Origin of the sequence: Burkholderia sp. BCC1644, assembly GCF_902833225.1 — a bacterium.
Classification (GTDB): Bacteria; Pseudomonadota; Gammaproteobacteria; order Burkholderiales; family Burkholderiaceae; genus Burkholderia.
Genome location: NZ_CADFEI010000006.1, coordinates 61,037 through 83,491, shown reverse-complemented (window position 1 = coordinate 83,491; position 22,455 = coordinate 61,037). Strand labels below are relative to the sequence as shown.

Annotated in this window: 19 protein-coding genes; 12 read left to right on the top strand and 7 right to left on the bottom strand. The window is 66.9% G+C overall.

What is annotated here, in order from left to right; all coding sequences use genetic code 11:
• Positions 1-54 precede the first annotated feature (54 nt).
• A complete protein-coding gene (locus HWX87_RS13565) occupies positions 55-1,563 on the top strand; it encodes a PLP-dependent aminotransferase family protein (RefSeq protein ID WP_176047579.1) in 1,509 nt (502 codons plus the stop codon).
• Between the two features lie 118 nt (positions 1,564-1,681).
• On the opposite strand, the gene HWX87_RS13560 is transcribed toward HWX87_RS13565, so the two are convergent.
• From HWX87_RS13560 to HWX87_RS13550, 3 genes are read right to left on the bottom strand one after another with little or no spacing between them, the layout of a single operon-like run.
• The gene (locus HWX87_RS13560) at positions 1,682-3,187 is read right to left on the bottom strand and encodes a YfcC family protein (RefSeq protein WP_176047578.1); all 1,506 of its coding nucleotides are present in this window, start codon (positions 3,185-3,187) and stop codon (positions 1,682-1,684) included.
• Between the two features lie 29 nt (positions 3,188-3,216).
• Complete coding sequence (locus HWX87_RS13555) at positions 3,217-3,990, bottom strand: IclR family transcriptional regulator (protein ID WP_176047577.1); 774 nt, start codon at positions 3,988-3,990, stop codon at positions 3,217-3,219.
• Positions 3,987-4,886, bottom strand: coding sequence for an N-formylglutamate amidohydrolase (locus HWX87_RS13550; RefSeq protein ID WP_176047576.1), 900 nt, complete (start codon positions 4,884-4,886; stop codon positions 3,987-3,989). The genes HWX87_RS13555 and HWX87_RS13550 overlap by 4 nt, the downstream gene beginning before the upstream one ends.
• A gap of 349 nt (positions 4,887-5,235) precedes the next feature.
• On the opposite strand from HWX87_RS13550, the gene HWX87_RS13545 reads away from it, so the two are divergent.
• Positions 5,236-6,339 carry a porin gene (locus HWX87_RS13545; RefSeq protein ID WP_176047575.1) on the top strand — a complete coding sequence of 368 codons (1,104 nt, stop codon included), beginning with the start codon at positions 5,236-5,238 and terminating at the stop codon, positions 6,337-6,339.
• Positions 6,340-6,373: 34 nt separating this feature from the next.
• Here the strand turns inward: HWX87_RS13545 and HWX87_RS13540 are convergent, their stop codons facing one another.
• Complete coding sequence (locus HWX87_RS13540) at positions 6,374-7,210, bottom strand: DMT family transporter (protein ID WP_176047574.1); 837 nt, start codon at positions 7,208-7,210, stop codon at positions 6,374-6,376.
• A gap of 115 nt (positions 7,211-7,325) precedes the next feature.
• On the opposite strand from HWX87_RS13540, the gene selD reads away from it, so the two are divergent.
• The 3 genes from selD (at position 7,326) to HWX87_RS13525 (ending at position 10,363) form a co-directional block, all read left to right on the top strand.
• A complete protein-coding gene (selD, locus tag HWX87_RS13535) occupies positions 7,326-8,390 on the top strand; it encodes a selenide, water dikinase SelD (RefSeq protein WP_176047573.1) in 1,065 nt (354 codons plus the stop codon).
• 72 nt (positions 8,391-8,462) lie between these two features.
• Entirely contained in the window at positions 8,463-9,053 is a 591-nt protein-coding gene (locus HWX87_RS13530; protein WP_176047572.1) for a LysE family transporter, read from the top strand.
• A 230-nt stretch (positions 9,054-9,283) separates the two neighbouring features.
• Positions 9,284-10,363 (top strand): purine nucleoside permease, encoded by a 1,080-nt coding sequence (locus tag HWX87_RS13525; RefSeq protein WP_176047571.1) that lies wholly within the window; start codon positions 9,284-9,286, stop codon positions 10,361-10,363.
• Positions 10,364-10,571: 208 nt separating this feature from the next.
• On the opposite strand, the gene HWX87_RS13520 is transcribed toward HWX87_RS13525, so the two are convergent.
• Positions 10,572-10,865: a DUF4148 domain-containing protein gene (locus tag HWX87_RS13520; RefSeq protein ID WP_176047570.1), complete on the bottom strand. Its 294-nt coding sequence runs from the start codon at positions 10,863-10,865 to the stop codon at positions 10,572-10,574.
• Between the two features lie 539 nt (positions 10,866-11,404).
• Positions 11,405-12,409 carry a putative multidrug efflux transcriptional regulator CeoR gene (gene ceoR / locus HWX87_RS13515; RefSeq protein ID WP_176047569.1) on the bottom strand — a complete coding sequence of 335 codons (1,005 nt, stop codon included), beginning with the start codon at positions 12,407-12,409 and terminating at the stop codon, positions 11,405-11,407.
• 174 nt (positions 12,410-12,583) lie between these two features.
• On the opposite strand from ceoR, the gene HWX87_RS13510 reads away from it, so the two are divergent.
• Genes HWX87_RS13510 through opcM form a run of 4 tightly spaced genes read left to right on the top strand, consistent with a single transcriptional unit; the run spans position 12,584 to position 19,471 of the window.
• Positions 12,584-13,444 carry an alpha/beta hydrolase gene (locus HWX87_RS13510; RefSeq protein WP_176047568.1) on the top strand — a complete coding sequence of 287 codons (861 nt, stop codon included), beginning with the start codon at positions 12,584-12,586 and terminating at the stop codon, positions 13,442-13,444.
• A 32-nt stretch (positions 13,445-13,476) separates the two neighbouring features.
• Positions 13,477-14,694, top strand: a complete 1,218-nt coding sequence (gene ceoA / locus HWX87_RS13505; protein WP_176047567.1) for a multidrug efflux RND transporter periplasmic adaptor subunit CeoA — start codon at positions 13,477-13,479, stop codon at positions 14,692-14,694.
• A gap of 45 nt (positions 14,695-14,739) precedes the next feature.
• Positions 14,740-17,925 carry a multidrug efflux RND transporter permease subunit CeoB gene (gene ceoB, locus HWX87_RS13500; protein WP_176047566.1) on the top strand — a complete coding sequence of 1,062 codons (3,186 nt, stop codon included), beginning with the start codon at positions 14,740-14,742 and terminating at the stop codon, positions 17,923-17,925.
• Positions 17,926-17,935: 10 nt separating this feature from the next.
• Entirely contained in the window at positions 17,936-19,471 is a 1,536-nt protein-coding gene (gene opcM / locus HWX87_RS13495; RefSeq protein ID WP_176047565.1) for a multidrug efflux transporter outer membrane subunit OpcM, read from the top strand.
• A 104-nt stretch (positions 19,472-19,575) separates the two neighbouring features.
• Here the strand turns inward: opcM and HWX87_RS13490 are convergent, their stop codons facing one another.
• On the bottom strand, positions 19,576-19,854 hold the full coding sequence (locus tag HWX87_RS13490; protein ID WP_176047564.1) for a hypothetical protein: 279 nt from the start codon (positions 19,852-19,854) through the stop codon (positions 19,576-19,578).
• Between the two features lie 46 nt (positions 19,855-19,900).
• Here HWX87_RS13490 and HWX87_RS13485 point away from each other — a divergent pair, with 46 nt between their 5' ends.
• The 3 genes from HWX87_RS13485 (at position 19,901) to HWX87_RS13475 (ending at position 22,433) form a co-directional block, all read left to right on the top strand.
• A complete protein-coding gene (locus tag HWX87_RS13485; RefSeq protein WP_176047563.1) occupies positions 19,901-21,109 on the top strand; it encodes an RNA-guided endonuclease TnpB family protein in 1,209 nt (402 codons plus the stop codon).
• A gap of 8 nt (positions 21,110-21,117) precedes the next feature.
• A complete protein-coding gene (locus HWX87_RS13480; protein ID WP_244137666.1) occupies positions 21,118-21,579 on the top strand; it encodes a Tautomerase enzyme in 462 nt (153 codons plus the stop codon).
• Between the two features lie 428 nt (positions 21,580-22,007).
• Complete coding sequence (locus HWX87_RS13475) at positions 22,008-22,433, top strand: hypothetical protein (RefSeq protein WP_176047562.1); 426 nt, start codon at positions 22,008-22,010, stop codon at positions 22,431-22,433.
• Positions 22,434-22,455 lie beyond the last annotated feature (22 nt).

Sequence of the window (22,455 nt, the reverse complement as noted above, 5' to 3'; positions counted from 1 at the left end):
TCACATTTGGCTCTGGCAATCAGAGCCATTTCAATAAATATTCAGGAGCCAATCATGCGCGCGAGCGTGTTGTCGGACTGGCTGGCGCAGCGCCTCGTGCGCGGCGGCGAACAGCCGATCTACCGGCAGCTTCACCGGCTGCTGCAACAGGCGATCCTGTCGCGCGAACTGCCGGCCGGCACGCGTGTGCCGTCGTCGCGGCTACTGGCCGCCGAGCTCGGGATCGCGCGCAACACGGTCACGCAGGTTTACGAACAGCTTGCGCTCGAAGGTTATGTGAACTCGGCGACCGGCCGCGGCACCTTCGTCGCCGACAGCGCGCCGGACGAGATCGTCGGCGCAACGCCCGACGCGGCCGCGGGCCCGGCCATCGTGACGACGTCCGCGCGGCGGCTGTCCGCGCGCGGCACGCGGCTCGTCGAAGGCGCAGGCGTATCGAAGCGCCAGGGCGGCGCGTTCATGCCGGGCGTGCCCGATGTGTCGCGATTTCCGGCGCGCGTGTGGACGCGACTGCACAACAAGTACTGGCGGCGTCTGCGCCCGGACCTGCTGACCTATGCGCCGGGCGGCGGGCTCGCGCTGCTGCGCGAGGCGCTGGCCGACTACCTGCGCACGTCGCGCTCGGTGCGCTGCACGCCCGAGCAGATCGTGATCACGACCGGCATCCACCAGTCGATCGACCTCGCGGTGCGGCTGCTGACCGATCCGGGCGACGCGATCTGGACCGAGGACCCGTGCTACTGGGGCGTACGCAGCGTGCTGAACGTGTCGGGGCTGACCACGCGGCCGATTCCGGTCGACGAGGAAGGCATTGCGCCGTCGGCCGCCGATCTCGCCGAACCACCGAAGCTGATGCTCGTCACGCCGTCGCACCAGTATCCGCTCGGGATGGTGATGAGCCTCGCACGGCGGCGGATGCTGCTCGAATACGCGCGCCAGCACGGTTGCTGGATCATCGAGGACGACTACGACAGCGAATTCCGCTACGGCAGCCGGCCGCTCGCGTCGCTGCAGGGTCTCGATACGGCCGGGCAGGTGATCTACGTCGGCAGTTTCGGCAAGACGCTGTTCCCGGGGCTGCGGGTCGGCTATCTCGTCGCGCCCGAGCCGCTCGCGGAAAGCTTCGCGACCGCGAGCGCCGAGCTGTATCGCGAAGGGCAGTTGCTGCAGCAGGCCGTGCTCGCGGAATTCATCGCGGAAGGGCACTTCGTGTCGCACATCCGCAAGATGCGCACGCTGTACGGGCAGCGCCGCGAGGTGCTGCTCGACGCGGTCGCGCGCCGCTACGGCGACACGCTGCAGGCGCTCGGCAGCGACGCAGGGCTGCATCTGGTCACGCAATTGCCGGAAGGCGTCGACGATCGCGTGGTCGCGCAGGCTGCGCTCGAACGCAATATCGTCGTGCGGCCGCTGTCCGGTTACTACGCGGATCGCGAGCGCGCGGCGTCGGGGCTGCTGCTCGGTTATGCGTGCGTGCCGGAGGACGAGATCGCGACCGCGTTCGCGACGCTCGCCGAGGCGATCGACGAGCGGGCGTTCGGTGGGGCGGTGGCGGTGGCTTGAACGGCGCTTCCGGTGGCGGCAACGGGTGGCGATGCTCGCCGCCGCCATCGAGACCGGACGGCGTCATGTTCGGCGCACCGCCGAGCGCACGCGCGTTTCGCAGTACCTGCCGCGAACCTCAATACCCGATCCACACCGCGAACGTCAGCACGACGCACGACAACGCGAGCAGCGTCAGGAACAGCGGCAGCACGAAGCGGATCCACGCGCCGAAGTCGACGCGTGCCGTTGCCAGATACGCGAGCAGCATCCCGGACGTCGGCGTGACGAGGTTCGTCAGTCCGCCGCCGAGCACGAACGCGAGCACCGACGTTTGCCCGCTCACGCCGGACAGCTGCGCGATCGGCCCGATGATCGGCATGCTCACCGCGGCCTTGCCCGACACCGACGGAATGAACACGTCGAGCACCATCTGCACGCCCATCAGCCCGTTCGCGACCCACACCGGTGATTGCCCGTCGGCGAGCCGCGTGAAGAAGTTGATCAGCGTGTCGAGCACGAGGCTGTTCTGCAGCAGCAGCTCGACCGATGCGGCGAGCCCCATCAGCAGCGCGGCGAGCATCATGTTCTTCATCCCGTCGACGAACGCATCGGCCGCGCTGCGCGAATCGAGCCGGCCGATGACGGCCGTCGCGATGCTCACGGCCGCGTAGAACGCCGCGAGTTCGACGTTGCCCCATTTCAGTTCGCGTGTGCCGTAGATCAGCATCGCGACGGCCGCGGCGAACACGAGCAGCGTGGCCTTGTGACGCAACGACAGCTTCGCGGCCGCGTGCGCGGCGTGGCCGATGGCGGTCTGCCCGGCCCGGTAGCCGGTATTGCGCACGTAGCGCAGCAGGTACAGGATGCCGATCGTCAGGAATACGACGAATACGGCCGCGCGCAACGCGACGCCGCTGAACAGCGGCACGCCGACGAGCGGCTGCGCGACGGCGAGCGCGAGCGGGTTGGTGACCGACGCGATATAGCCGATCTTCGCGGCGAGCGCGACGAGCGCGACCGCGAACAGGTCGGAGAGCCCCAGGCGCCGGGCGATCACGACGACCATCGGAATGATCACGAGATACTCGGAGATGAAGCCGAGCAGCGTGCTGCCGAGCCCGATCAGGATCATCAGCATCGGCGTGAGCAGATACGCGTTGTTGCCGGTAAGCTGCAGCAGCCGGTCGATGCCCGCATCGACGACGCCCGTGCGGCGCATCACGCCGAACATCCCGCCGACGAACATCACCATCACGATCAGCGGCGCGTTCTTCAGCAGCCCCTGCGGCACCACGACGAACGCGGAGACGAGGCTCGCCGGCATGGCCTGCGTGGGCGTGCTGCGGCTGACGGCCGGCGCGACGAGCGTCGTGAGTGCAGTCGTCTTCGGCACCACGTGATAGGTGCCCGGCACGACGAGCCGGCCGTCGCGGGCGAACTGGCCGGAGTCGACGAGCCACGTGAGCGCGATCGCGGCGGCGAGCACCCACAGCATCATCACGACGGGGTGCAGCATCTTGCCGTGCGGATGCGGCGCATGAGCGGCGGTCGCTGCCGGACCGCCGGCCGCCGGATTGTCGGCTGCGAGGGCGGTGGTGTCGGTGCCGGGCGCGCCGGCCGGATTCGGGGAAGAGGCGGACATCGGATCCTCGTCGAAGAAGAAGCGGGCCGTTAGGCCGGTTGCAGCGCGGCGCGCGCCGGGACGTAGCCGAGTTCGGCGGAAATGGCGAGGCTGCACGCCTGCAGGCGTTCGAGATAGTCGGGAATGTCGGCATGGCTCACGCGCACCTCTGGCCCCGTCACGCTCACCGACGCGACCGTCGCGCCCGTCAGGTCACGCACCGGCACCGCGATCCCGACCGCGCCGGGCGTCACCTCGCCGCTGCTGACCGCGTAGCCCTTGCGCGCGACCGCGTCGAGTTCGCCGGCCAGTTTCGCCGGATCGTCGGCCTGCCCGTTGCGGCGCAGCTGCGCGAGATATTCGTCGCGCACGGCATCCGGCGCGAACGCGAGCAGCACCTTGCCCGACGCGCCGAAGTTGATCGGCCGGCGGTTGCCGACCGCGCCGACGGTGCGCACCGCGTGCGTCGTTTCGCAGCGCGCGACGCACACCGATTCGAGCCCTTCGCGCACGCGCAGCACGATCGTTTCGTTGATTGCCTGGTTCAGCGCGAGCATGTGCCGGTGCGCGGCGCGCACGAGCGCGTTCTGCTGCGACGCGGCCACGCCGATCACGAACGCCTGCGGGCCGAGCGCATAGGTGGACGTGCGTGCGTCCTGCACGACGAAGCGGTGCAGTTCGAGCGTGCACAGCATCCGGTACGTGCGCGACTTGTTGATGCCGAGTTGCGACGCGAGTTCGGTCACGCCGAGGTTCGGGTGCTCGGCCACGTAGGTCAGCAGCTTCAGCGCGCTGTCGACGGCGTCGACGATGTAGGTCGTCATGCGGCATCTCCCTGCGGCGCGATGCGTGCGCGGACGTAATCGGCGAGCGCGTCGAGATACGCGTCGACCGAGCGCTTCAGCGCGGCGAAGCCCGCGTGTTTCGCGAACGCGGCTTCGTCCATGTAGAGCGCGCGGTTGAATTCGATCTGGATGCTGTGGCGCTGCCGCGCCGGGTTGGCGAGCGCGGTCAGCAGGTCGCCGCCCTGGTACGGGTCGTTGATCTGCACGCGATAGCCGGCGTCGGCGAACCATTGCGCGGTCCATGCGGTGAAGGCCGGGTCGGCGGTCGTGCCGCGCCGGTCGCTGACGACGACGTCCGGCCGCAGCGCACCCGCATCGACGTTCATCGCGTTGCCGCGCGACTTCATCGAGTGGCAGTCGATGTGCCACAGCGCGCGATGCGCGGCATGCAGCGGCTCGGCGATGCCGGCGAGCGCGCGGCGGTACGGCAGGTAGTACGCGTCGATCCGGTGGCGCACTTCCGCGAGCGACAGCTTGCGGTCGTACAGCGGCACGCCCGGCAGTGCATCGCGCCGGATCAGCCCCATGCCGCGCTGCGTGTACGGCTGAGGTGCGAGCGGCGCGGGCCACGGCTCGGCGAGCAGCGTTTCGTCGATGTCGGTTTCCGCGCGGTTCGGATCGATGTAGGCGCGCGGGAACGTCGCGGCGAGCAGCGTGCCGCCGCGCGCGGGGGCGCCGGCCCACAGTTCATCGATGTAGGCGTCCCACGTCGTGCGGATCGCGTCGTCCGGCGCGACGGTCGCGAAGTCGGGCGGATACGCGATGCCGCTGTGCGGCGAATCGACGACGATCGGCAGCGCGGGTGCCGTCGGCTGCGCGATGAAATACGCGGGCGATGCGCCGGCGGTCGCGTTGTTGCAATTAAACGTCACCATGGGGATCAGGTTCTTTACCTAGTTTCTCGAAGCGTCTCGTTCGTTTGTTTTAATCATTAAAACGGCGTATCAATATTTCACAACGGCAGAAAATTGCGGTCAAGGGCTTTTTTCAATGCCGGCATTACGCATTGAGATTAGCCTGTAAATCCCGTGGGTATTGGCTTCGTTTCATTCTTCGAAACGCCTGGCGATAGAAGGTGGTTTGACTCCCTTGGGTGATTTTTGGCGGTGCTTGACGCTGTAAATCGCCAAATTCAACAATAAATAAGACGATGTTTTATTCAATAAAACACGTCATGGGCGAAATAAATCGCTCCCCATATTCAATCGACAAAAGGGGTCGGAGATGAAACGGAAGGAAATGGCGATCACGCTGGCAGGCATCGCAATCGCGGCGGGTGCGACGCATGCGCACGCGCAATCGAGCGTGACGCTGTATGGCGTCGTCGATTCGGGGATCACGTACACGAACAACCAGAACGGTCATGCCGCGTGGCAGGCGACCGGCGGCAACGAGCAGGGCACGCGCTTCGGGCTGCTCGGCAAGGAGGATCTCGGCGGCGGCACGCGCGCGGTGTTCCGGCTCGAGAACGGTTTCAACATCGAGACCGGCACCGCGAGCCAGGGCGGCCGGCTGTTCGGGCGCCGCGCGTACGTGGGGCTGGACAACGACCGCTGGGGCACGCTGACGATGGGCCGCCAGTACAACGCGGCGCAGGAAGTGCTGGAGCCGCTGCAGATCGGCGCGACCACCGCGCTCACGCAGTACGCGCTGCATCCGTTCGACACCGACGACCTGAACAACACGTTCCGCACCAACAACTCGGTGCAGTACCAGACGCCCACGTGGTACGGGCTGCGCGCGGTCGGCCTGTACGGCTTCTCGAATTCGACTTCGTTTGCGCAAAACCGCGTGTGGAGCCTCGGTGCGAGCTACGAGAACGGGCCGCTGCAACTCGGTGCGGCCTACGTGCGCGTCGATCATCCGGCGCTCGACACGACCGGCGCGGCGGCGTCCGACAACTACTACACGTTCATCAAGGGCGTGACGCGCCAGCAGATCTGGGGCGCGGGCGGCGCGTATGCGTGGGGGGCCGCGACCTTCGGGTTGCTGTACACGAGCTCGCTGTTCAACCTGCAGACGGGCGGCGCGATGCGGTTCAACAACTACGAGGGCAGCGTGCGCTACCTGATGACGCCCGCGCTGCAGTTCGCGCTCGGCGAAACCTACACGCAGGTGCTCGCGTCGCAGGGGCCGAAGCCGAGTTCGCATTACCTGCAGACGAGCGTCGGCGCGCAGTATTTCCTGTCGAAGCGCACCGACGTCTACGTGAATGCGTTCTACCAGCGCGCGTCGTCGAACGCGGTGGCCGCGATCGAAGGGATCTCGAACCCGTCGAGCACGCGTACGCAGATCGTTGCGGTGACGGGCATCCGCCACAAGTTCTGACGCGGCGGCAGGCCGCGGGCGGGTGTTTTTCCGGCTACAGCCGGATCAGCGCCGCGCCCGCGACCACCAGCGCGCACGCGACGAGCCGCTGCGCGCCGGGCTGCTCGCGCATCACGAGCCAGCCGATCGCGACCGCGAAGATCGAGCTGGTTTCGCGCAGCGCCGACACGGTGGCGACCGGCAGGTGCCGGTACGCGAGGATCACGATCCCGTAGGCGGCGAGCGAGATCGTGCCGGCGATTGCGCCCTGCGTGAGCGCGGTGCGCGACGCGAGCACCGCGCGCGGGCCGCCGCGCAGCGCGCAGACGAGCACGAGCTGCGGCACGCTCCACAGCACGTACACCCACGCGATGTAGCCGAGCGCGCTGCCGGACAGGCGCGAGCCGATCCCGTCGCAGATCGAATAGGCGGCGATGAACACGCCCGTGAGCAGCGCATACGGCACGCCTTCCCCGGAGAACCGGAAGCCGCGCCGCAGCGCGAGCGACATGATCCCGAACGACACGAGCGCGATGCCCGCGAAGCCGAACGGCGTCGGCCGCTCGTGCAGCATCGCGAATGCCAGCGCCGACACGAGCAGCGGCGAGATCCCGCGTGCGATCGGATAGATCTGCCCGAACTCGCCGCTGCGGTACGCGCGCGCCAGCGTGAAGCAGTACGCGACCTCGAGCGCGGCAGACGCGGCGATGTACGGCCACGCGGCGGGCGCCGGCGCGGGCAGCAGCGCGGCGCCGGCGACGCCGAACGCGAGATACGGCAGCGACATCGTGCCGAGCTGCACGAGCCGGTCTTCGCTGACGTGGAGGAAGGCATTCCAGATGGCGTGCAGCAGCGCGGAGCACAGCACGAGGCCGATGAACAGGTGATCCATGAGCGAGGGTGTGGACGGGAGCGGGAGAGGGGCAGCGCCGTCAATTATGTGGGTATCCGGCGCGCTCGCGCGGAATTGCCGATAATAGAACGTTGTTATTCACCGGATGCCGACGATGACCGAAGCCACCCAAGCCCAGCCTGCCGTTCCGCGCCTCACGAGCCTGTCGCACGGGGGCGGCTGCGGCTGCAAGATCGCGCCGGGCGTACTGTCCGAGCTGCTGAAGCGCGCGACGCCGCCCGCGTTGTTCCCGGACCTGCTGGTCGGCACCGAGACGTCCGACGACGCGGCCGTCTACCGGCTCAACGACGAGCAGGCGATCGTCGCGACCACCGATTTCTTCATGCCGATCGTCGACGATCCGTTCGACTTCGGCCGCATCGCGGCGACCAACGCGCTGTCCGACGTGTATGCGATGGGCGGCAAGCCGATCCTCGCGCTCGCGCTGGTCGGCATGCCGATCAACGTGCTGCCGCACGAGACGATCGCGGCCGTGCTGCGCGGCGGCGAATCGGTGTGCGCGGACGCCGGCATTCCGGTCGCGGGCGGTCATTCGATCGATTCGGTCGAGCCGATCTACGGGCTCGCGGCGATCGGCGTCGTGCATCCGTCGCGCGTGAAGCGCAATGCGGCCGCGCGCGCCGGCGACGTGCTCGTGCTCGGCAAGCCGCTCGGCGTCGGCGTGCTGTCCGCCGCGCTGAAGAAGAACCAGCTCGACGCCGACGGTTACGCGCAGATGGTCGCGACGACCACCAAGCTGAACCGGCCGGGCGCCGAGCTCGCCGCGCTGCCGGGCGTGCACGCGCTGACCGACGTCACGGGCTTCGGGCTGCTCGGCCACACGCTGGAACTCGCGCGCGGTGCGCAACTGACCGCGCGCGTGCACTATGCGTCGCTGCCGTGGCTCGCCGGCGTCGAGGCATTCGTCACCGACGGCGTGTTCACCGGCGCGTCGGGCCGCAACTGGGCCGCATACGGCGCCGACGTGCGGCTCGCCGACGGCCTGCCGCCCGTCGCGCAGGCGCTGCTGACCGATCCGCAGACGTCGGGCGGCCTGCTGGTTGCGTGCGCACCGGAGGCCGTCGATGACGTGCTCGCGTGCTTCCGTGCCGACGGTTTCGACCGCGCGGTCGTGATCGGCGAGATGGTGGACGGCCCCGCACGCGTCGACGTCGCCTGACGCCGGCTTCATCCGCCGGATCGTTTTGACGTCGCTAGAATCGATGCCTTCCCTCGAAGGCATCGACGACCGATGAATGACTTCCTGTTCGGGCTGATGATCGCGCTGTCGGTCGGGCCCGTCGCGCTGATGATCGCGAACTACGGCATGCGTGCCGGCACGGCGACCGGCGTGCGCGCGGCAATCGGCGTTGCCGCGGCGGACGGCTGTTATGCCGTCGTCGCGTTCACGATCGGCGCGATGCTTGCGAGCACGCTCGCGTCGCATCTGTCGCTGTTCCGTATCGTCGGTGCGCTCGTGTTGCTCGCGATGGGCGCGCGGATGCTGTGGCAGGCGCTGCGGGACCGCCGGCGCACGCTCGACGGCGACCTGCCGCCGCCGGGCACTCGCCCGTTCATTTCGATGTTCTTCGTCACGCTCGCGAACCCGCTGACGATCCTGCTGTTCTATGGCTATGCAACGGCTGCCGCCGGTGTGCACCGGCATTGGCTGACCGGTGCCGCGTGCGTGTTCGCGGGCAGCCTCGCGGGGCAGCTTGTGTTCGCGTTCGGCGGCGGTGCGATCGGCCGTTTCGTGAAGTCGCCCGGGTGGCTCGCGGCGAGCCATGTGGTCGCCGCGCTCGTCGTGCTCGGTTACGGCGTCGCCGGGCTGGTGCGCGTATAGCACGGCGCGACGTGGCCGACGTCGCACGTGGCGGCCAACCCGATAGCATTCCTGATGTTTGCAATGCAGCGGCGAACTCGCGAATTCCGTCACGCAACGCGCGTCCATTCGCACGAAACACCGCCAGCCGTTTCGTAGTCGGGTTCCGCATCGCGTACGCGCGTTTTATACTCCCTCGCGCAGTCTCCGACAGCCGTTCTCACCCAACATCATCGAAACAAGGAACGCCGATGCTGACTCGCTCCATTCTTTCCGCTGCTGCATTCTCGCTCGCCGCCTGTGCGACCGCGCCGTCGATCGCGCAGGACAACCAGGGCAACAACGCGGGCAACAATGCATTCGCCGAGACCGGTGCACAGGGCCGCCCGGTCAAGGTCATGATCATCACGATGTTCGGACCGGAGGGCCAGGCGTGGCTCGACCGGCTCGGCCCGTGGCGTGACATCACCGTGCCGGGCCTGTCGCCCGACTATCCGGCCGTTCACTGCAACAAGCAGGACGTGTGCGTCGTGACGACCGGCATGGGCTATGCGAACGCGTCGGCGACGATCATGGCGCTCACGTTCTCGCAGCGTTTCGATCTGCGCCGCACGTATTTCCTGGTCTCCGGCATCGCGGGCGTCGACCCCGCGCAAGGCACGGTCGGTTCGGCCGCGTGGTCGAAATATCTCGTCGATTTCAGCCTGCAGTGGGAGCTCGACGCACGCGAGATTCCGGCCGGCTGGAATACGGGCTTTCTCGGCATCAACACGAAGAGCCCGAACGACAAGCCGCCGCTCGACTATCGGACCGAAGTGTTCCAGCTCAACCCGCAGCTGACCGACGCCGCGGTCGCGCTGTCGCGCAACGTCGTGCTCGCCGACAGCGCGCAGGCGCAGGCCGCGCGCGCGAAGTTCACGTATGCGCCGGCGAACCGGCCGCCGACGGTGATCCAGTGCGACACGTCATCGGGCAACACGTGGTTCTCGGGCACGCTGATCGGCGAGCGCGCACGTCAGTGGACGAAGATCCTGACCGACGGCAAGGGCACGTACTGCATGACCGCGCAGGAAGACAACGCAACGTATGAAGCGCTCAAGCGCGCGGCGAGCGTGAAGCGGGTCGACCTGTCGCGCGTCGCGGTGCTGCGGACGGGTTCCGATTTCGACCGCCCGTATGCGGGGCAGACGAGCGCCGACAACCTGCTGAACTACGCGGACCAGGGCGGCTTTGCCCCGGCGACCGAAAACCTGTACCGCGCGGGCAATCCGCTCGTTCAGGAAATCGTGACGCACTGGGGCGAATGGCGCGACGGCGTGCCGCGCCGGTAAGGGCCGGGCGACGGCTCAGCCGGCGGTCAATGCGAGTGCGGGGCCGAACGGAAAGGCGTCCAGACCGGCGTGGTGTCGTCCCAGTGATCGAGCGGCGAGGGAAGTTGGTCGTTCATGATGTGCTCCTGCAACTAACTGACTCAGCGAGTCGTCGATAGGTGTGTCGCGACGCCGCGCACGGGGCAACCCGCTGCGCGGCGTTGCGCGTTTACCGGCCCCCGCCGGCGAGCTGGTTGCTTTCCGGCATCGAGCGATACGGGCCTTGCGCGAGTTCGAGCCCTTGCGGATACGAAGTCGCCTTGCGCAGGTACGCGAGCGTGCCGTCCTTGCGCGCTTGCTCGACTTCCGCGTTTACTTCGGCGCGTGTACGCGGGCCGTAGTGCTGCGAGTACCACGACGTGTTGCCGTAGTCGCCGGCGTGCGGCGTGGCCGAATCGGCGAAGGCCGGTGCGGACACGGCGAGCGTGAGGGCGAGGGCGGAAAGAAGGTTGCGGCGGTTCATGGCGTAACTCCTGTGTCGATATGAGTTAGCGCTTCAGCGCTTACTCATATCCCATGCTTTGCGGGCGATATGAGTTAGCGCTTCGGCGCTTACTCGGATCCCATGCTTGGCGGTTTCGGAGCTGGCGGCTGAGCGCTTGCTCCGGTCCCATCGAGCGGGATCTGTTCGATGCGCAACGAGGTGCGCGACAGGGTTTACTCTAGGTATCTGTTCCGTCGCGATAAATGCGGCAGACGCGAATTGATTTGTCGTCGCAAAGGAACAATCGACATCCGCACGGACGGCAGGGTTATGCGGAAATCGCGGGCAGCCCCGTGCAGCGGGGCTCGCGCGGATGCGGCGGCCACGCGCGACGGCGCACGCGGGCGATTGCTGCTCGCGACACAAAGGTTTGCTGCGGAATCGGGAAGGATCGGCTGCGCCGCGCGGAATGGCGGCTTGAAGGCGGGTGAGGCGGGTGAGGCGGGTGAGGCGGGTGAGGCGGGCGAGGAGGCGGGACCACGCGCGGGCCTCGCGGCCCGCGCGCGCAGTTCAGACGATTACGCGACCCATTCGTTGATGACCGGCGTGTCGAGCGCCGGCGCGCGTTCGGCTTCCTCGAACGTGCGCTTGCTGCACGTCGCGTCGAGGCTGCCCTTGCCGCTCAGCAGCGGGCAACGGTCGAACACTTCGGCCACCCAGTCGACGAACACGCGCACCTTCGGCGACAGGTGGCGGCTGTGCGGATACACGACCGAGATCGGCATCGGCAGCGGCTTGATGCCGGGCAGCACTTCCCTGAGCCGGCCTTCGCGCAGGTGCGGCAGCACCATGAACAGCGGCGGCTGGATCAGCCCGAAGCTTTCGATCCCGCAGGTCACGTACGCATCCGCGTCGTTCACCGACACGATGCTGTCCATCTTCATCTCGACTTCCTTGCCGTCGGTCAGGAACGTCCAGTCGATCGTGCGGCCGGTGCGGCTCGAGAAGTAGTTGACGGCCTTGTGCTGGCTCAGGTCGTCGATCGTCTGCGGTTCGCCGTGGCGCTCGAGGTAGTCGGGCGACGCGACCGTCACGCATTCGAACAGGCCGACGCGGCGCGCGACGAGCGACGAATCCTGCAGCGCGCCGACGCGGATCACGCAGTCGACGCCTTCCTGCAGCAGGTCGACCGGCCGGTCGGACAGGCCGAGCTGCAGGTCGATGTCCGGATAGCGCGTATGAAATTCGCACAGCGACGGAATCACGAGCAGCCGCCCGATCGAACCGGGCATGTCGATACGCAACTTTCCGTGCGGCTTCCGGTTGTTGGCCTGGAAGCTTGCTTCGGTTTCCTCGACGTCCGCGAGGATCCGCACGCATCGTTCGTAGTACGCGGCGCCGTCCGGCGTGAGCGACAGCCGGCGCGTGGTCCGGTGCATCAATCGCACGCCGAGGAAGGCTTCGAGATTCTGGATGATCGTCGTGACGGACGCCCGCGGCAAGCTGAGCGTTTCTGCTGCCTTGGTGAAGCTGCTTGTATCGACGACGCGAGTAAACACCTGCATGGCCTGAAGCCGGTCCATCACAACCTCCGCAATCTAATTTGCCGCCGGAACAAGAAGGCTGCGCTACCTCGTGGGTAAACGCAGCCTCGGATTGTTCGGGGGCGTTGAATTGTGTTGCCGGATTATAGGCATTTATCCCAATGTCTGCCGGACCCAGAATTCGTTCCATCTCGAAATGGATGCTGCATCGTCATGGACGCTTCTGAATTCAGCAAATTCCTGAAAGCCGCACTGCCCGCGCAAGCCTTGGCAGGCACGGCGCTGACGGTCGCCGAAGTGGAAATTCCCGGCTACGCACAGGACATCGTGCTGCGCCTCTACCGCCGCCCGGACAAGACCGGGTTGCCAGTAGTGCTTTATTTCCACGGCGGCGGCTTCGTCCGCGGTTCGCTCGAAGACGCGGATTTCGCCGCGCGTTTTTTAGCAGAACGCTTACCAGCTCTCGTAGTGTCGGTCGATTATTCGCTCGCGCCGGCCTTTCCTTTTCCGGCCGCGCCGGAGGATGCGTATCGCGCGGCCGTGTGGGCCGCGACGCGTGCCCGCGCGTTCGGCGGCAACCCGAAGAAGATCGGGGTCGCGGGCCACGACGCGGGCGGCCAGCTCGCGAACTGCCTGGCATTCATCGCACGTGACCGCGGTGAAGTGTCGATCGCCGCGCAGGCGCTGTTCGGGCCGATGCTCGACCCGAGCATGACGCGCATCGGCGACGCCGAACGCCTCGCATCCGACATCACCGCGCGCGAATGCGCGGCCTGTTATCGCGCGTATTTGCCGCAGGCCGCGCAGCGCATGCACCCGTACGCGGCGCCGCTCGAATCGGTGCGCCTGGCAGGCCTGCCGCCGACGCTCGTCGTCACCGCGCAGAACGACGTGCTGCACGTCGAAGCGGAGAAATATGCGGGCTGCCTGATCTCGTCGGGCGTGCTCACGCAGGTGATCCGCTATCCGGACATCACGCACGCCGCGCTCGCGACGCACGAAGCCGCCTTCGAGGAAGCCGTGCGCTTCTTCCAGTGCCGCTTCCAGGCGCGCCAGCCGAACCGTTCCGAATAACCAAAACCAATCCACGTTTACTGGAGATCCACATGGCCATCCTACGCACCTCCCGCTCGCGAATCGCCACCGCGGCGATCGTGACGCTCGCCGTCGTCGGCCTCGGCACGTTCGGCGCGATGCGCGTCAACGCAAACGCGCCCGAGAAATCGGCCGCGCCGCTGCCTGAAGTCGACGTCGCGACCGTCGTGCCGCAGACCGTGACCGACTGGCAAAGTTATTCGGGCCGCCTCGAAGCGGTCGAGAAAGTCGACGTGCGCCCGCAGGTATCGGGCACGATCGTCGCGGTGAATTTCAAGGACGGCGCGCTCGTGAAGAAAGGCGACGTGCTGTTCGTGATCGATCCGCGCCCGTACCAGGCCGAAACCGACCGCGCGGCCGCCCAGCTTGCCGCCGCGCAGGCGCGCAACGGCTATGCGCAGACGGACTGGCAGCGCGCGCAGCGCCTGATCGGCGACAACGCGATCGCGAAGCGCGATTACGACGAGAAGCAGAACGCGGCGCGCGAGGCGGCGGCGAACCTGAAGGCCGCCGACGCCGCGCTGGAAACGGCGCGCATCAACCTCGGCTATACGCGGATCACCGCGCCCGTGTCGGGCCGCGTGTCGCGCGCGGAAATCACGCTCGGCAACGTCGTGTCGGCCGGCGCGTCGGCCGCGCCGCTCACCACGCTGGTGTCGGTGTCGCCGATCTACGCCTCGTTCGACGCGGACGAACAGACCTACCTGCAATACATCAACGGCGCGCGCAGCGGCCGCAAGGTGCCGGTCGAGCTCGGCCTCGCGAACGAAACCGGCTACTCGCGCAGCGGCGAGATCGATTCGGTCGACAACCGGCTCGACACGTCGTCGGGCACGATCCGCGTGCGCGCACGCTTCGACAATGCGGACGGTGCGCTCGTGCCAGGCCTGTACGCACGCGTGAAGGTCGGCGGCAGCGCGCCGCACGACGCATTGCTCGTCGACGATGCGGCGATCAACACCGACCAGGACAAGAAGTTCGTGTTCGTCGTCGACCAGCAGGGCCGTGTGTCGTACCGCGAAGTGCAGCAGGGGATGCAGCACGGCAACCGGCGCGTGATCGTGAGCGGCCTTTCGGCAGGCGACCGCGTGGTCGTGAACGGTACGCAGCGCGTGCGCCCCGGCGAACAGGTGAAGCCGCACATGGTCCCGATGACGGGCGGCGATGCGCCGTCCGCGCCGCTCGCGAACAACGCGAAGCCGGCCGCACCGGCGAAGGCGGATTCGTAAGCGGCCCGCCGCTTCGCATCCGCGTTCAACCAGACAGAGCCACACATGAACATTTCAAAATTCTTTATCGACCGGCCGATCTTCGCAGGAGTCCTATCGGTGATCATCCTGCTCGGCGGGGTGATCGCGATGTTCCTGCTGCCGATTTCGGAATATCCGGAAGTCGTGCCGCCTTCCGTGATCGTGAAGGCGCAGTACCCGGGCGCGAACCCGAAAGTGATCGCCGAGACGGTCGCGTCGCCGCTTGAAGAGCAGATCAACGGCGTCGAGGACATGCTCTACATGCAGTCGCAGGCGAACAGCGACGGCAACATGACGATCACCGTCACGTTCAAGCTCGGCACCGATCCGGACAAGGCCACGCAGCTCGTGCAGAACCGCGTGAACCAGGCGCTGCCGCGCTTGCCGGAAGACGTGCAGCGGCTCGGCATCACGACGGTGAAGAGCTCGCCGACGCTGACGATGGTGGTCCACCTGATCTCGCCGGACAACCGCTACGACATGACCTACCTGCGCAACTACGCGCTGATCAACGTGAAGGATCGCCTGTCGCGGATCCAGGGCGTCGGCCAGGTGCAGCTGTGGGGTTCGGGCGACTACGCGATGCGCGTGTGGCTCGATCCGCAGAAGGTCGCGCAGCGCGGGCTGTCGGCCGAGGACGTCGTGCAGTCGATCCGCGAGCAGAACGTGCAGGTCGCGGCCGGCGTGATCGGCGCATCGCCGTCGCTGCCCGGCACGCCGCTGCAGCTGTCGGTGAACGCGCGCGGCCGTCTGCAGACGGAAGACGAATTCGGCGACATCGTCGTGAAGACGACGCCGGACGGCGGCGTCACGCGCCTGCGCGACATCGCGCGGATCGAGCTCGACGCATCCGAATACGGGCTGCGCTCGCTGCTCGACAACAAGCCGGCCGTCGCGATGGCGATCAACCAGTCGCCGGGCGCGAACTCGCTGCAGATCTCGGACGAAGTGCGCAAGACGATGGCCGAGCTGAAGCAGGACATGCCGGCGGGCGTCGACTACAAGATCGTCTATGACCCGACGCAGTTCGTGCGCTCGTCGATCAAGGCCGTCGTGCACACGCTGCTCGAAGCGATCGCGCTGGTCGTGATCGTCGTGATCGTGTTCCTGCAGACCTGGCGCGCGTCGCTGATTCCGCTGATCGCGGTGCCGGTGTCGATCATCGGCACGTTCTCGCTGCTGCTGGCGTTCGGGTATTCGATCAACGCGTTGTCACTGTTCGGGATGGTGCTCGCGATCGGGATCGTGGTCGACGATGCGATCGTGGTCGTCGAGAACGTCGAGCGGAACATCGAGAGCGGGATGAACGCGCGGCAGGCGACCTACAAGGCGATGCAGGAAGTGAGCGGGCCGATCATCGCGATCGCGCTGACGCTCGTCGCCGTGTTCGTGCCGCTGGCATTCATGTCGGGCCTGACCGGCCAGTTCTACAAGCAGTTCGCGATGACCATCGCGATCTCGACGGTGATCTCGGCGTTCAACTCGCTGACGCTGTCGCCGGCGCTGTCCGCGATCCTGCTGAAGGGGCATGGCGAGAAGGAAGACTGGCTCACGCGCGTGATGAACCGCGTGCTCGGCGGGTTCTTCCGCGGCTTCAACAAGGTGTTCCATCGCGGCGCGGAGAACTACGGCCGCGGCGTGCGCGGCGTGCTGTCGCGCAAGACGGCGATGCTGGCCGTGTACCTCGTGCTGGTGGGCGCGACCGTGCTCGTGTCGAAGGTCGTGCCGGGCGGCTTCGTGCCCGCGCAGGACAAGGAATACCTGATCGCGTTCGCGCAGCTGCCGAACGGTGCGTCGCTCGACCGTACCGAGAAGGTGATCCGCGACATGGGCTCGATCGCGCTGAAGCAGCCGGGCGTCGAGAGCGCGGTGGCGTTCCCGGGGCTGTCGGTGAACGGCTTCACCAACAGCTCGAGCGCGGGCATCGTGTTCGTCACGCTGAAGCCGTTCTCGGAGCGGCATGGCAAGGCGTTGTCGGCGGGCGCGATCGCGGGTGCGCTGAACCAGCAGTACGGCGCGATGAAGGACTCGTTCGTCGCGGTGTTCCCGCCGCCGCCGGTGCTGGGCCTCGGTACGCTCGGCGGGTTCAAGATGCAGATCGAGGATCGCGGCGCGGTCGGCTATGCGCGGCTCGCGGATGCGACCAACGATTTCATCAAGCGTGCGCAGCAGGCGCCTGAACTCGGCCCGCTGTTCACGAGCTACCAGATCAACGTGCCGCAGCTCAACGTCGACCTCGATCGCGTGAAGGCGAAGCAGCTCGGCGTGCCGGTGACCGACGTGTTCAACACGATGCAGGTGTATCTCGGCTCGCTGTACGTGAACGACTTCAACCGCTTCGGGCGTGTGTACCAGGTGCGCGTGCAGGCCGACGCGCCGTTCCGCCAGCGCGCGGACGACATCCTGCAGCTGAAGACGCGCAACGACAAGGGCGAGATGGTGCCGCTGTCGTCGCTCGTCACGGTGACGCCGACGTTCGGCCCGGAAATGGTCGTGCGCTACAACGGCTACACGGCGGCCGACATCAACGGCGGCCCGGCGCCGGGCTTCTCGTCGGGTCAGGCGCAGGCCGCGATCGAGCGCATCGCGCATGAAACGCTGCCGCGCGGCGTGCGGTTCGAGTGGACCGACCTCACGTACCAGCAGATTCTTGCGGGCGATTCGGCGATGTATGTGTTCCCGATCAGCGTGCTGCTCGTGTTCCTCGTGCTCGCGGCGCTGTATGAAAGCCTGACGTTGCCGCTCGCGGTGATCCTGATCGTGCCGATGAGCATTCTGTCGGCGCTGACGGGCGTGTGGCTCACGCAGGGCGACAACAACATCTTCACGCAGATCGGCTTGATGGTGCTGGTGGGGCTGTCGGCGAAGAACGCGATCCTGATCGTCGAATTCGCACGCGAGCTCGAACACGACGGCAGAACGCCGTTCGAGGCCGCGATCGAGGCGAGCCGGCTGCGGCTGCGCCCGATCCTGATGACGTCGATCGCCTTCATCATGGGTGTCGTGCCGCTCGTCACGTCGACGGGGGCCGGCTCGGAAATGCGCCATGCGATGGGTGTCGCGGTGTTCTTCGGGATGCTCGGCGTGACGCTGTTCGGGCTGATGCTGACACCGGTGTTCTACGTCGTGCTGCGCACGCTCGCGGGCGGCAAGATCCATGTTGCCGGCAAGGATTCGGCGGGTTATGGCGTGCCGGCTCCGGATGCTTGAGGACAAGAAAATGAATGACTTGCACAACACGAACGGCCTGATGCGCTTTGCGAAGGTGGCGGCCGCGAGCACCCTGCTCGCGACGCTGCTCGCCGCGTGCGCGGTGGGCCCCGACTACAAGCGTCCGGATGCCGCGGCGCCCGCCGCATTCAAGGAAGCGCCGACGCTCGCCGCCGGCGAGCAGGCCGGCACGTGGAAGACGGCCGAGCCGGCCGACGGCGAACATCGCGGCGAATGGTGGAAGGTGTTCGGCGACCCGGTACTCGATTCGCTCGAGACTCAGGCGCTCGCCGCGAACCAGAACCTGAAGGCCGCGGCCGCGCGGGTCGAGGAAGCGCGTGCGGCGACACGTTCGGCGCGTTCGCAATGGTTCCCGCAGGTCGGCGCCGGGTTCGGGCCGACGCGCGAGGGGTTGTCGTCGGCCTCGCAGTTCCAGCCGCAGGGCACGGGCCCGACCAACGCGACGCTGTGGCGCGCGCAGGGCACGGTCTCGTACGAGGCCGACCTGTTCGGCCGTGTCGGCCGCAACGTCGAAGCGTCGCGTGCGGACCAGGCGCAGAGCGAAGCGCTGTTCCGTTCGGTGCAGCTCGCGCTGCAGGCGGACGTCGCGCAGAACTACTTCGAACTGCGCCAGCTCGATTCCGACCAGGACCTGTACCGCCGCACGGTGGAGCTGCGCGACCAGGCATTGAAGCTCGTGCAGCGCCGCTTCAACGAGGGCGACATCAGCGAGCTCGACGTGTCGCGCGCGAAGAACGAGCTGGCCAGCGCGCAGGCCGATGCGGTCGGCGTCGCGCGCCGGCGTGCGGCGTCCGAGCATGCGCTCGCGATCCTGCTCGGCAAGGCGCCGGCGGATTTCGGGTTCAAGGAAACGCCGATCGTGCCGGTCGCGGTGAAGATTCCGCCGGGCCTGCCGTCCGCGCTGCTCGAGCGCCGTCCGGACGTGTCGGCGGCCGAGCGTGCCATGGCGGCCGCGAACGCGCGGATCGGCCTCGCGAAGTCGGCGTACTTCCCGAAGCTCGATATCACGGGGGCGTTCGGTTATGAAGCGTCGACGCTCGGCAGCCTGTTCATGTGGTCGAGCCGCACGTTCCTGCTCGGGCCGTTCGCGGGCACCGCGCTGACGCTGCCGCTGTTCGACGGCGGGCGCCGTGCGGCCGGCGTGCAGCAGGCGCGCGCGCAGTACGACGAGCAGGTCGCGAACTACCGGCAGCAGGTGCTCGTCGCGTTCCGCGAGGTCGAGGACAATCTCTCCGACCTGCGCCTGCTCGACGACCAGATCCGCGCACAGGACGCGGCCGTCAACGCGTCGCGCCGTGCGGCGACGCTGTCGCGCACGCAGTACCAGGAAGGCGAAGTCGCCTATCTCGACGTGATCGACAGCGAGCGCTCGGTGCTGCAGTCGCAACTGCAGGCGAACCAGCTCACTGGCGCGCAGGCCGTGTCGACCGTCAACCTGATCCGCGCGCTCGGCGGCGGGTGGGGCGCGGCGCCGGCAGCGGTCGGCGATGCGGCGGCCGTCAAGGCGGAGGTCGCCGCGCGTTGAAGCAACGGCCCGCCAAGGGCCGTTCAGGCAGGTAGCTGATCGAAGAGACGAACCCCGGTCCGCGGCAACGCGGATCGGGGTTTTTTATTGGCCGCTCTTGCTCGTCATGCCTGCTGCTCGGGCTTCACGTCCGTACGCTCGGCGATGACGACCGCGTAGCGGCCGACCGCATCGGCGATGCGCTGCGCCAGTTCGGGATCGCGCACCGCGCGCGCGAGCGTGACGCCGCCCGACAGCAGCGCGAGGAATGCGATCGCGCGGTCGCGCGGTCGTCGTCGGGCGTGTCGCCGAGCCCGGAGGACACTTTGATGACTGGCCCTAGTGCGCGACAAGCGTCGCGATTCAGGGTGGGGGAGGATAGTGCGGACGTCATAGCCGTCCATGCCGGATCTTGCTGCCATCGCTCATAGACATGGGTACGATTGGATCATGCAACGACTTCAAGCCTACAAGATCGAGCTACGCCCAAACGGCCAGCAAGAGCGGCAAATGCACCGCTTCGCAGGCTCGTGCCGGTTCGTGTTCAACCGGGCATTGGCGTTGCAGAAGGAGCGTCATGCGCAGGACAAAAAAAAATTGGGCTATGCCGAGCTGTGCAAGCTGCTCACGGAATGGCGCAACAGTGATGAAACTGCGTGGCTGGCCGATGCTCCGGTTCACCCGCTGCAACAGTCGCTCAAGAATTTGGAGCGGGCCTATGCCAACTTCTTCGCCAAACGGACCGACTTTCCGCGTTTCAAAAGGAAAGGGCAAAGCGACAGCTTCCGCTATCCTGACCCGAAGCAGGTCAAGCTTGATCGGACCAATAGCCGCCTGTTCCTGCCCAAGCTCGGCTGGCTGCGCTATCGCAACAGCCGGGATGTACTGGGTACGGTGAAGAACATCACCGTGAGCCAATTGTGCGGCAAGTGGTATGTGTCGATTCAGACCGAGCGCGAGGTCGAGCCGCCGATTCCGCACGGCGATGCAGTTGGTATCGACATGGGTGTAGCGCGTTTCGCTACGCTCTCGAACGGCACGTTTTACGCGCCGCTTAACAGTTTCAAGCGACACGAAGCCGCGCTGCGCCGTGCGCAGCAGGCGATGAGCCGCAAGCTGAAATTCAGCAACAACTGGAGGAAGGCGAAAGCACGTGTACAGCGGATTCATTCCCAGATCGGTAACGCTCGCCGCGACTACCTGCACAAGGCCACGACCACGATCAGCAAAAACCACGCGATGGTGTGTATCGAGGACTTGCAGGTGCGGAGTATGTCCAGGTCGGCGGCCGGCACTATCGAGAAGCCGGGCAGGCAGGTTCGGGTCAAGGCTGGCTTGAACAAGGCGATCCTCGATCAGGGGTGGTTCGAGTTCCGTCGCCAACTTGACTACAAGCTGGCGTGGAACGGCGGCTGGCTCATTGCCGTGCCGCCGCGGTACACGAGCCGTACTTGTCCGTGTTGCGGGCATGTCTCGCCGGACAATCGCCGTACGCGATCGCAGTTCGAGTGCGTGGCGTGCGGGGTCAAGGAGCACGCCGATGTCGTCGGTGCGATTAATGTTCTCAGGGCGGGACACGCCCGTTGCGCCTGTGAAGTGAGCGGTGCAGTAAGGTCGCCAGCAGCAGGAACCCACCGAAGCGACTCAGGGGTGGCCTAATGCCATGCTTGAGCGCTGCCGGAATTTCCGGCTTTCAAGCCGAGAAGGATGTCAAAGTATCCGAAGGGGTTTTCAAGGCGGACGACGAGGGGCCGGTGTTTGCCGAGCTGACCGATGCGCTGCTGGACGTCGAAGGATTGACCGGGAACGGGTTCCTGGCGCCGAACGTGGTGGGCACGCTCAACGTGCTGCCGCGCAACCGGACCTTCGTGCATGGCCGCGCGGAGCCCGCGGCGTTCGTCGAGCTGAAGCTGCCGGCCGTGGCGCTCGCGGCGCCCGACAAGCAGCGGCAATTCGTCGAACGGGCGACCGAGATCGTGCTGCATCGCGCTGGCGGGCGGCTGACGCCGGCGCAAGTGTGGGTGAACGTCGTGCATGCCGTCGATGGCGGATGGGGCATTGCCGGGCGACGGTATGACAACGCTTCGCTCGTCGATTCGATCCAGAGTGCGGCGACTGGCTTTCGTTAATCGCAACTAACGGTCAAGCCGTCGGGCATCGACCGGCGGTGCGGCCGTGACCGCCGCCGCACCGGTTATCTGTCGTTGGCTGCAATGGGCCGCGCGTTGTTGCGTGTGTCCTGGTTCGTTGGCTGCGTTACAGCATCTTGCGTTCAGTCGGCAGACAGCCTGTCGCCGCCATCGATGCGATCCCCGGGCGACACGTCCCGGCAGATTCCTGTTTTCTTTCCCGCCACCCGCCACCCGCCACCCGCCGAAACGACCTCGGCGCGGGCCTTCATCCGCCGCCGCTACTCGGGTTACTCGGTACGCAATTTCTCGACAGTCCGCAATAAGCCGATATCTCGCCGCGGCACCGATCCCTACCATCCATCGATATCAAATCCGCCCGATTGACGGGCGGCCTGACGGAGCCACGACGTGTGGCACGAACGCTCATGGAACGAAGCACGAGTATCGAGGCAGGGCGCCTGCCGCGGCGAAGCCGGGCGCTTGCATGGATCGCGATCGCGCTAACGCTGCTGCTTGCCTATGGCGTCGCGCGGCATGTGTCGCGGGCATCACCGGTGCCGCCGGAGCGACAGCATTTCTCCGTCTACGTGGACCGCGACAGGGCGCCGTGGGAGCGGCCCGTGATCGCGATTCGCGAAGGCGTGCCGGTGCATCTCGACGTGCGTGCGCAGGAAGACGGCGTGCTGATGGCGCACGAAATACCGGGTGCGTTCGCGGCGTGTGCGTCCGGGCGCACGCAGTCGCTGGACATTTTCCCGGTCGGTATCACCGGGCGTTTCTCGCTGCATTTCCACACCCGGACAGGCGACCCGATCGAAGTCGCCGTGATCGAAATCTATCCGGGGCCGTGACCGTAACGCAATTCCATCACGA